The 12119-nt window shown below is 35.4% G+C and carries 7 protein-coding genes; 1 reads left to right on the top strand and 6 read right to left on the bottom strand.

All coding sequences use genetic code 11. From position 1 onward, the window contains the following. The first annotated feature begins 133 nt into the window (after positions 1–133). A complete protein-coding gene (locus Q0820_RS10970) occupies positions 134–1210 on the top strand; it encodes a hypothetical protein (protein ID WP_298487685.1) in 1077 nt (358 codons plus the stop codon). 59 nt (positions 1211–1269) lie between these two features. Here the strand turns inward: Q0820_RS10970 and Q0820_RS10965 are convergent, their stop codons facing one another. The 6 genes from Q0820_RS10965 to Q0820_RS10940 form a co-directional block, all read right to left on the bottom strand. After that, positions 1270–2328, bottom strand: a complete 1059-nt coding sequence (locus tag Q0820_RS10965) for a nucleoid-associated protein (RefSeq protein ID WP_298487684.1) — start codon at positions 2326–2328, stop codon at positions 1270–1272. A gap of 68 nt (positions 2329–2396) precedes the next feature. Then, positions 2397–2900 (bottom strand): hypothetical protein, encoded by a 504-nt coding sequence (locus Q0820_RS10960; protein WP_298487683.1) that lies wholly within the window; start codon positions 2898–2900, stop codon positions 2397–2399. Between the two features lie 43 nt (positions 2901–2943). Further along, a complete protein-coding gene (locus Q0820_RS10955; RefSeq protein WP_298487682.1) occupies positions 2944–3957 on the bottom strand; it encodes a COX15/CtaA family protein in 1014 nt (337 codons plus the stop codon). Positions 3958–4112: 155 nt separating this feature from the next. Continuing rightward, complete coding sequence (locus Q0820_RS10950) at positions 4113–6053, bottom strand: OmpA family protein (protein ID WP_298487681.1); 1941 nt, start codon at positions 6051–6053, stop codon at positions 4113–4115. A gap of 11 nt (positions 6054–6064) precedes the next feature. Continuing rightward, positions 6065–7003, bottom strand: a complete 939-nt coding sequence (locus Q0820_RS10945; RefSeq protein WP_298487680.1) for a type IX secretion system membrane protein PorP/SprF — start codon at positions 7001–7003, stop codon at positions 6065–6067. Between the two features lie 37 nt (positions 7004–7040). Then, positions 7041–12119 (bottom strand): gliding motility-associated C-terminal domain-containing protein (locus Q0820_RS10940; protein ID WP_298487679.1); only part of this gene is annotated, 5079 nt, incomplete at its 5' end.

Raw genomic sequence — 12119 nt, 5'->3', positions numbered from 1 at the left:
GATTAAAGTGAGAGTTTGTTACATTTTTAGATAAAAACATAGGATAAAGACATAAGCAATAAGGTATTAAAACTTTTTATTTATGTAAACTTATGTTTAACTTGGAGTTTTAGGTGTATTAAAATAGAGAAACATGTCCGAGGAGAAACTAATGTCGAAAAAAAAACCAGCTTATCCAGTAAATGATAGGTTAGATGCTTATTTAGAAAATTATAACCGAAAAATAGAAATTCCAATTTTTTATGAAGATTTACTACGTTTTTCTGGCTCTGTTACAGTGTATGATGTTAATGATGAAGATACCTTGTGGATTAGAGTTTATTATTCTGAATTTGAAAGACAAGAAATAGATTTAAGTTTAAAAAAAGTCTATTCTATTTTACATTCGGATGGTGGTAATTCTATTATTCAATATCTAAATATTGATGCTGTAGATTACTGTACATTTGGAAATTCTAAACCATTTAGAATAAAAGTTAGGAATATTCTTAATGATAATTTTACTTATTTTTATGTTAAAAAAACTGATGCTTCTAGAGTCTATGGCTTAGAATTAGAGCATATGTTATCTCCTTACAACCTAAATTTTTTAGTATACAAAGATACTCTCATAGAAGAGCATATAGCAGGTATACCCGGCGATTTTTTTATAAAGGAAATGTTGCCAAAATGTACCGAATCCGAAAAATCTCAATTAGCAAAAGAGTTTGTGAAGTTCAATGAGCGTTGTATGATTCGTTTATTAGGAGATATGCGTTCTTATAACTATGTAATTGTACCAACGCATGATTTTGATCATGTGGTATATAAGATTAGAGCTATAGATTTTGATCAGCAGTGTTTTGAAGGTAAATTAAAAGTATACCGCCCTCAATTTTTTAAAGAGAATTATTTAATGGTAGAGTTGGTTAGGAAAAAGTTACAGAAAAAATCTGTAGACCAATATAAAGTAGAGGAGAGGTCTATAGTAGCTAAAAGAATAAAAAGTTCGGGGAATAGAATTAAAAAATTAATTGAAATTTGTAAGGATGATGAGATTTCAACCCCAGAAAATATAGAACTGCTAAAAGAACAAATTTATGAGTTAATTCTAGATATGGATTTTAGAAAAAGTAAAACCATGGGAGAGGTTTTAGAATTAGGTTTAGATTTTGTAAAAAGAAACTATGAAGATGTAAGTATGAAACAAATTATAGAAAGTAGATATTAAAAAAAACGCTTTGTATAGCTACAAAGCGTTTTTTTAATAGTAATAAAAAAGTTTATTACTTAGTTTTTCTCTTCCTTATTAAAATATACTAAGTAATAATACATTTGTTTTTCTTCATCCCAACCCTTTTCTACAAATTTCTCTGCAGATTCTGGATTTATAAAATCCATTTTAATTTGTATGTGGGTATCTAAATTAATAACATTTTTAATTTTCTTTCTAGCATCAGAAACTGCTTTGTTGGCAATATCAAAAGTAGAAACATCTTCTACACTATATTTAGGGCCCTTTTCTACTTTGTAGTTTTTAAATTCAGGGATTAATTCCGGGTTTTCCATAACTTCATTTAAGAAGTTAGTTTCTTCAAACGCATCATTTTTTGCAAAGTGGTTTACCGCTCTGTTCATAAAAAGAACTTCCTGTTGTTTATCTTCTGCTGGTAAAACAACGTCTTTTGCAAAGTCTTGGCATAATTTAATGTAATTCTTAGTGTAGAAATTTTCATCAGCAAGTGCTTCTACACCTAAGAAATTTTCTAACCAATATTTAGTGTCATATCTATTACTGTCTACAGATAAGACTTTAAAGCCTTCTTCTTTAGCAGTATTAAAAATTAAACAACCTTTATCAAGTTTATTAATATTTATTCCTTGTTGTACTAAAATATTTAAATTGTCCTCAGTCTCTTCAAATTGAAGAAAGTCATGCTTAAGCTCGCTCTTAAAAATACCTACAGCTTCTACTTTAACATTGTCTAACATTATGTTAGATAAATGCGCAACATAAACCTCTCCGCTTTTAATGTGCGGGTGGTTAGATTGCTCAAATAAATGTGATGCTATTCTTTTAGAGTTAGAGTGTAAGCTAGAGGGGTTTATAAATATATCAGAAACTATTTTATAGATTTCATTAAATTCAACGTCAATTTCATTAGAAAGTTTAAAGTAGTTCTCTTCTTTTTCTCTAAAAGGTTTAAAAAAATACTCTTTTAATAATCCAGTAGTTTCATCATTTAAACCAAAGGCATCCGAAGAAAGGAAAAGACCTTCTCCTTTATTTTTGTTTCCAACGCGGTGCAATGAAATACTTTCTATTTGAGTTGGGTATAAGTTAATCATACGTAATGGTAGTGTTCTTGATAGTTAGTATAAAAGGGTTTCGTATAAAGGCATAATAAAAACTGGGGTTAATTCCAATTTTCATCAAAATCTAAATCATCATAGTTGTCAATAGAATCGTCAAAATCTATTTCATTAGAATTTTTTTCTGCTTCAAATTTCTTTTCTGGTGGAGATTCTGGTAATTCACCAAAGCTAAATAACACATTAGGGTAAGCTCTTCCATCTTCTTTTTCAACAATGTCTGCCAGTTCAATAAGAAAAGTCCACATGCTTAAAAAATCATAGACATATATAAGCTTAGGAGTGTTTTTCGAGAGAATATCTTCCAAAAATGTTTCGTTCATTAAACGAACATCTGATCCACTTTCACTTAGGTCAAAAAGAGCAATTTCTTCCTCTTGGTTCCATTCCTGGTCACAAGTGTAAAAGGAAGCCATTTCATTACCTAAGAACCCAAAAGCTTGAGTAATAGCATTATGAAAGTCTTCTAGAGACGTTTGAGATTCAATTTCTAAATCTCTAAATATGTCTTCGGAGGCATCTAAAATTATTCTAACCTTGTAAATCATCTACTAAAAATTTGTGAATAGGCAAAGTTACAATAAATACTTATTATTTAGAGAATCTATGTAAAGTAAAGGTCATTGCTCCTAGTAACAAAAACGCAACAATCTGGTGCGCAATTCCTAACCATAAAGGGACTGCAAAAACTAAGGTAAAAACACCTAAAGTAAATTGTAATATTACAAGGCCAATTAATAATTTAATTCCTTTTTTCTGTTCTAAAGTTGTTTCTATTTTTTTAGACTTATACCCTATATAAATTATTATGGCAACAACTATATATGCTAAGTATCTATGAATAAATTGTACACCACTTTTTCCTTCTGTAAAATTTTTAAATAATGAAGTTTGCTCTATATAAACGGTTTCGTGAATTAATTTTCCATCACTCATTAATGGCCAGTGATTGTGAATAAACCCAGCATCTAAGCCAGCAACAAAAGCCCCCCAAACTATTTGCGTTATTAATAAAAATAATGCAATTTGTAATATTTTTTTTAGTCGCGGTATTGCAGGTTTTTGTTCTGGGTATATTAAATCTAAAGCAACCCAAAAGCTGTAAGCGCATGTTACAAAAGCGGTTGTTAAATGTGCGGCTAATCTAAAATGAGATACATCGGGTCTGTTTATTAATCCACTTTTAACCATATACCAACCAAGAAAACCTTGAAATGCTCCTAAACCTAATAAAATAAAACATTTTTTTAGAGTGGTTTTGTCTAATTTTTTTTTGATTAAAAAGTAAATAAATGGTATGATAAAAACTAGACCAATAAACCTGCCAATAACACGGTGTAACCATTCCCAAAAAAAGATAGACTTAAAGTCTTCTATAGTAAAATGAGAATTAAGTTTTTGGTATTCAGGATATTGTTTGTATAGATCAAAAGCTTCTTGCCATTCTTCCGCATTTAATGGAGGTAATGTACCAGAAATTAGTTTGTAATTAGATATAGATAGACCTGAATGTGTAAGTCTTGTTATACCTCCAACGAGAACCATTATGAATATTAATAAACATCCAGTAAGGAGCCAGTAAATTACCGATTTGTTTTCTTTCATAAATGTATTTTATAATAAAAAAATATAGAGCACAAAATTACTATACTTTGCTTTAATAAAAAATAGAAGTGACTTAAGAAATAAAGAATTTGTTATAAAAAAATAAAGGCAGAAAACTATTGTCTTCTGCCTTACTTCTTAATATGTTAATTAAACTATTTTACAATTATAAATTCAGAACGTCTATTGGCTTGATGTTTCTCTTTAGAACAAATAACCTCATTACTACATTCATTGGTGAGTTCTGTTTCTCCAAACCCTTTGTGCGATATTCTTTCTTTAGCAATCCCTTGAGAGATTAGATAAGCAGCAGTAGATTTAGCTCTACGTACAGAAAGCCCTTCATTATACCAGTCATTTGCGCGAGAATCTGTATGAGAACGTACTTGTACATGTACTTCTGGAAATTCTCTAAGGTATGCCAATACTTTTTCCATACTAACTTTAGCATCTTCTCTGATAAAAGATTTATCAAAGTCAAAGTAAATAGGGACAATATCTAAGTATTTAGCTAAATCCGTTCCAATAAGAGCGGCTCTTCTTGTTTTTTCTAGGGAGAGTTCTACATCTGTAATATCTTTAGCGGCAACAGTTGCAAACATTTTATCTCCTTGGTTGTAATCTTCTTTAGTGGCTACTAATTTGTAATCACCTTTGGCGCAGTCTCCATCTAAAGAAAAAGCGCCATCATTTCCTGTAATTCCTTTAGTAATAACCTCATTTAAACTATTATAAATCTTGACCTCTGCATTATCTAAAAGAGCTCCAGTTTTTAGGTCTTTTATTACGCCTGCAATTTTGGTATAGCAGTTTAAGTCTAGTGCTTTATTTTCAATAAAACTGTAAATGTCATCATCTCCTTGGCCTCCGTCTCGGTTAGAAGCAAAGAATCCTTTTTTAGTTTCTTCGTTAATAATAAAAGAGAAATCATCTTCTTCAGAATTAATAGGTCTTCCTACGTTTTCAATAGTAGGTCTGTAACTATTTTCTAAGTTCGTTACAAAAACATCTAAACCACCAAGGCCAGGATGCCCATCCGAAGCGAAATATAATTTGTTGTCTTGCGTAATAAAAGGAAAAGTTTCTCTACTCTCTGTATTTATAGTCTTACCAAGGTTTACAGGAGTACCATAGGATCCATCAGTGTTGATATCTACAGAGAAGATATCCGATTCACCAAGAGTTCCTGGCATGTCCGAAGCAAAATAAAGTTTAGTTTCATCTTTGTTAAGAGTAGGGTGGGCTACAGAATAGTTGTCTCCATTAAAAGGAAGTTCTATAATATTAATCCATTCTCCTTCTGCTAAAGTAGCTTTATAAATTTTTAATCTACTCACTCCGTTTTCATCTCTAGCAAATTTTCCATCAACAGAATTGTTTCTGGTAAAGTAAACCGTGGTGCCATCTTTAGTAAAAGCGGTAGAAGATTCATGTGTTTTTTTGTTTAGCTCTTTAGATAGTTTAGAAGAAACAACATACTCACCAGATTCATTAGGGTTAGCTTTATAGAGATTTAAAAAAGCTTTATTGTTCCACTCATTAATTTTTCTAGAAGTAATACCACTATCTCTAGCAGTAGAGAATACTAACATTTCATTGGTAATAGAAGGAGCAAAGTCCGATTCGTTAGAGTTAATTGCTAAATTTTTAATATCATATCTATTAGAGTTAGCTTCAATATTATCTAAGTACTCTAAGTTATCTCCAAATTTAATTGCCCTTTGGTCTTGCGTATTAGCATCTTTAAACTTCTGCATCCATTGATCCGACTCGTTGTATTTTTCTAAAGATTTTAAACTTTGTGCATAACGATACATAAATTCAGGGTCAATAGAAGTGTTTTCTAATTGAAACAACTGCTCGTACCATTTGGTTGCCTCTTGGTAATTGGCATTTACATAGTTTGCGTTTCCTAAATTTTTAAAAATTTCTTCTTTGGAATACCCATCTTTTATCAATTTTTCGTAAGAATCAATTGCGGGAGCATAGGCATAATCCTTATAATTTTGATTGGCTTTGTTTATTTTCTTTTCTTGCGCATTAACCACAGCAGTCATTGTAGCTAATCCTAGGAATGTATATATTATTTTTTTCATCTTGGTAGCTATTAAAAGAATCTTGGAGTTAGTACTTTTTTGTATTTAGTTCTAAGTTCGTAACGTAACATTATTTCAAAAGAACCATCGTTAAAGGCTGTATTGCCTAATTCTGTAGTTTCTTTATCATATGCTAAGCCAACCATAAACTGGTCCGATATTTGGAAGCCTACTAAGGCACTTAAAGCAGCATCCCATCTATATGCAGCGCCAAGTATAAATTTATTATGTAGCATAAAATTAGTAGAAAGGTCTACTTGTAAAGGTGCTCCTTGTACGGTTTTTACAAGCGCAGCAGGTTTAAACTTTAAATCAGGATTAAGGTCAAAAACATAGCCTGTTATAAAATATAAGTTGATACGTTCTTGCGCTAACCCTGTTGTGGATTGCCCTGAAGAATCGAAATGCTCTGTTTTTAAGAAATTAGGGACTGATAATCCTGCGTAAAATTTATCGGTATGGTAATAAATACCAGCGCCAAAATTGGGCGAAAATTTTCTGTCAATATCTTGGTATCCAGCAGGATTAAGAGCAGGGTTGTAGTTACGTAATTTATTAAAATCAATATTTAATAAATGTCCACCAGCTTTTAAACCAAAAGAAAGTTTACCAGTATCTGAAGTAGGAATGGTATAGGAGAACACCGCATCAAAATAGGTGTCTTGATTCGTACCATTGCCAATTTCATCATTTACAACCGATAAACCAATGCCTACTCTTTTAGAGACAGGAGTATTAAAATTTAAGGTTTGTGTAGTAGGTGCACCATCTAGACCTACCCATTGCGAACGGTGTAACCCAGTGATACTAAATACCCCACGAGAACCAGCATAAGCAGGGTTCACGGACATGGTATTATACATATATTGTGTATACTGCGCATCTTGCTGAGCAATTAACCCGCCAATAGAGGTTAAGGTTAGCAGTAAGGTCATATATATTTTTTTCATAATTATTATGCTTTATGGTATGTGTTTTATTAGTTTTTTATCTGTTAATGTATAGGTAACCCGCTTTCTTTTTAGCTTGCCCAAGGTTCATATAGTCTACCACGTAGTAGTAGATGCCCACAGGTAGCTTCTCATTTTGCTGAATAGTAGCTCGTCCATTGGAAATTCCTTGGAAGCCATTACTACCATTGTTGTAACCTTGAGTTTCAAAAACTAATACTCCCCATCTGTTATATATTCTTACTGTATTATCTGGGTAGGCTTCAATATTTTTGATTTTAAATATGCCATCTGTTATATTTGGGTCTACAAGGTCGTTTTCAAAAATAATGTCACATGCAATTCCATCAGGAGCCATTCCTCCAATATGATTACAAGGATCTAAAGGGTTGGTTTCATCAGAAACTTCTTGTCCATCTATAATAGAGTCTCCATCCGAATCATCATTGTTAGGGTCTGTACCTAAGGCTTCTTCCTCGGCGTTAGTTAAACCATCATTATCACAATCACTTTCGTCTAATGGTGTTCCATCAATAGAATCACAATCATCTAAAGGATCTGTATTATCTAAAACCTCTTGTCCGTCTAGAATACCATCTTGATCCGAATCTGAATTATTAGGGTCTGTTCCTAAAGCTTCTTCTTCTGCATTAGTTAAACCGTCATTATCACAATCACTACTTTCTAGAGGGTTTCCTCCAATAGAATCACAATCATCTAATGGGTTAGTACCGTCTATGGCTTCTTGATTATCAGGAATACCATCCCCATCCGTATCAGCATTATAAGGATTTGTACCATTGGTATCTTCTGTACCATTGTTAGTACCATCCCCATCGCAATCTGCTGCTGCCCAAATAGCATTACTAGCATCATAGCTTGTGTACCCTGCTATTTGTAAAGGATCACATGGATCTAAAGAATCGGTATTATTAATAGATTCTTCATTATCAGGAATGCCATCGCCATCCGTATCTGCATTATAAGGGTCGGTATCATTAGCATCTTCTGTACCATTAGCAACACCGTCGTTATCACAATCAGCAGCTGCCCAAATAGCATTGATAGCATCATAGCCTATGTACCCTGCAGCTTGCGTTGGGTTACATGGATCAAGAGGAGCGGTATCGGTATCATCAGGAATACCATCCCCATCCGTATCTGTATTATATGGATCTGTACCATTAGTCTCTTCTGTACCATTAGCGACACCGTCATTATCACAGTCTGCTACTGCCCAAATAAAATTACTAGCATCATATCCAGTATACCCTGCCGTTTGCGTTGGGCTACATGGATCAAGAGGTGCAGTATCTGTATTATCAGGAACACCATCACCGTCCGTATCTGCATTATATGGATCTGTGCCATTGGTGTCTTCTGTACCATTATCAATACCGTCGTTATCACAATCAGCTGCTGCCCAAGTTGTATTGGTAGCATCATAACCAGTGTAGCCTGCTGCTTGTGTTGGGTTACATGGATCAAGAGGGGCTGTATCTGTATCATCAGGAATGCCATCGCCATCCGTATCTGCATTATAAGGATCGGTTCCATTAGTATCTTCTGTACCATTAGTTATATTGTCTCCATCACAATCAGCTGCTGCCCAAATAGCATTGGTAGCATCATATCCAGTATACCCTGCTGTTTGCCCAGAATCACATGGGTCGAACGGATTGTTATCTATATTATCGGGTTCTCCATCCCCATCGGTATCTGCATTGTATGGATCCGTACCGTTGGCATCTTCAGTACCATTAGCTATAGTATCTCCATCACAATCTGCTGCTACCCAAATAGCATTGGTAGCATCATAACCATTGTAGCCTGCTGCTTGTGTTGGGTTACATGGGTCTAAAGGAGCGGTATCTGTATCATCAGGAATACCATCCCCATCCGTATCTTCATTATATGGATCTGTACCATTGGTATCTTCTGTACCATTAGTTACATTGTCTCCATCACAATCTGCTGCTGCCCAAATGGCATTACTAGCATCGTAACCTGTATAACCCGCAGCTTGTACTGGATTACATGGGTTAAGTGGTGCATTATCTGTAGCATCAGGAAAACCATCCCCATCCGTATCTGCATTATATGGATCTGTACCATTGGTATCTTCTGTACCATTATCAATACCATCGTTATCACAATCAGCTGCTGCCCAAGTTGTATTGGTAGCATCATAACCAGTATAGCCTCCTGTCTGTGTTGGATTACAAGAATCTAAAGGAGCGGTATCTGTGTCATCAGGAATACCATCGCCATCTGTATCTGTATTATATGGATCGGTTCCATTAGTATCTTCAGTACCATTAGCAATACCATCGCCATCACAATCTGCTGCTGCCCAAATAGGATTACTAGCATCATAACCTGTGTACCCTCTATTTTGTATTGGGTTACAAGGATTGTTACCTTCGGCATCTGCATTGTCTGGAACACCATCGCCATCGGTATCTACATTATATGGATCTGTACCATTAGAAGCTTCTACTCCGTTACTTGCTCCGTCACCATCGCAATCTGCTGCTGCCCAACTAGTATTGGTAGCATCATAACCTGTGTAACCGGCAACTTGTGAAGGATCACATGGGTCGAACGGATTATCATCTGTATTATCAGGAACGCCATCACCATCCGTATCATTATTATAAGGGTCTGTACCATTATTATCTTCTACACCATTAGCTATTGTATCTCCATCACAGTCTGCTGCCGCCCAAATAGCATTGGTAGTATCGTAGCCTGTATAACCAGCCACTTGCATAGGATCACATGGATCCAGTGGGTTAGTATCCGTGTCATCAGGAACTCCATCCCCATCCGTATCTGCATTATAAGGATCTGTACCATTGGTGTCTTCTGTACCATTAGTAACATTATCTCCATCACAATCTTCATTTGCCCAAATAGCATTGGTTGCATCATAACCTGTATAACCTGCAGCCTGTACTGGATCACATGGATCTAAGGCATTGGTATCTGTACCATCAGGGATACCATCGCCATCGGTATCTGTATTATATGGGTCAGTACCATTGGTGTCTTCTGTACCATTAGTTATACCATCCCCGTCACAATCTACTGCTGCCCAAATGACATTACTAGCATCATACGTGTTATACCCAGTTGCTTGTGAAGGATCACAAGGATTTAAACTATCGGTGTTATTGGTTAACTCCTCTCCATTAGTAACACCATCTCCATCACAATCTGCAGCATTCCAAGCTGCACTAGGTGTTTCTGTAGCACTCGTAATTACAAAATCGCATAAATCATTAGGATTTGTAAAATCTGTTTTCACCTCAGTACCATCTGTTACTCCATCCCCATCTGAATCTGGATTTGTAGGGTCTGTGCCAGCTGCTGTTTCTTCATCTGTTGTTAATCCATCATTATCACAATCACTAGTTCCCAATGGACTTCCTCCAACAGAATCACAATCATCTAATGGATCTGTAAGATTTGTATTAACTTCTGTGCCATCATTTATTCCGTCACCATCTGAGTCTGAATTTGCTGGATCGGTACCTGCTGCGGCTTCTTCATCATTATTTAATCCGTCACCATCACAATCGTTAGTTCCTTGTGGTCTCCAATCTACATGCGAACTAGGTTCACAAGGGTCATTTGGTGCAGTATCTGCTGCATCACATACATTATCTCCATCAAGATCAGAACATTCAGGTGTTTCTACCGATAAAATTGCATCGTCGCAAACGGTTCCATTACAAACTCTATACACTATGGTTACCGTAGTATTGTTTTCAGCGTTAGTAGGTGTATATGATATTTCACCAGTAGCTTGATTAATACTAATAGTACCAGCTGCTGTACCCGTACCTAAATCTGTTATGGTACTGCCAACTAAAAAGTCGTCATTAAATAAAACATTTATTGTTTTTTCTTCCAATACAGTTGCTGTTGTATAATCATCATTTGCAGTTGGAGCAAAAGGATTAGGGTCTGTAGCATTGGTATTACCATCTTCATCACAATCTGCGGCTTGCCAAATAGCATTAGAAGCGTCATAACCAGTATACCCTGGCGCTTGCGTAGGTGTACAAGGATCAAGTGGAGCTGTATCTGTGTTATCTGGAACTCCGTCACCATCGGTATCGGTATTATACGGATCTGTTCCATTAGTTTCTTCGATTCCATTATTAATACCGTCATTATCACAATCTGCTGATTGCCAGATGATATTAGTAGCATCATAACCTGTATAACCTTCTATTTGTGTTGGGTCACAAGGATCTAATGGGTCAGTATCTACATTATCTGGAACACCATCGCCATCGGTATCGCTATTATACGGATTAGTACCGTTAGTATTTTCTGTACCATTATCTATACCGTCGTTATCACAATCTGCCGCTTGCCAAATAGTATTAGAAGCATCATAACCAGTGTAACCAGCAGCTTGTGCAGGGTCACATGGGTCTAGTGGGTCATTATCAGTATTATCAGGAACCCCATCGCCATCGGTATCTGTATTATATGGATCTGTACCATTAGTTTCTTCTGTATCATTACTTATACCATCATTATCACAGTCACCCGCTTGCCAAATACTATTAGAAACATTATAACCGGTATAGCCAGGAGCTTGTGAAGGATTGCATGGATCTAGTGGGTTAGTATCTAAATTGTCAGGAACACCGTCGCCATCGGTATCTGTTCCGTATGGATCTGTACCATTAGTTTCTTCTGTACCATTATCAATTCCATCATTGTCACAATCAGCATTTTGCCACATTGTATTAGTTGCATCAAAACCTGTATAGCCTTCTGTTTGTGCAGGATCACAAGGGTCTAGTGGGTTAGTATCTGTATTATCAGAAACACCATCACCATCGGTGTCTGTGTTATATGGATCTGTACCATTGGTATCTTCCATACCATTATCAACACCATCCGCATCACAATCTGCGTTTGCCCACATTGTATTGGTTGCATCATAACCAGTATATCCTGCTAATTGTGTTGGAGAACAAGGATCTAGTGGGTTAGTATCTATATTATCAGGAACGCCATCACCATCGGTGTCTGTGTTATATGGATCTGTACCATTGGTATCTTCCATACCATTATCAACACCATCCGCATC

Source organism: uncultured Maribacter sp., assembly GCF_947495965.1.
GTDB lineage: Bacteria > Bacteroidota > Bacteroidia > Flavobacteriales > Flavobacteriaceae > Maribacter_B.
The sequence above is the reverse complement of the archived record's forward strand: the minus strand, read 5'-3'. Positions and strand labels throughout refer to the sequence as shown.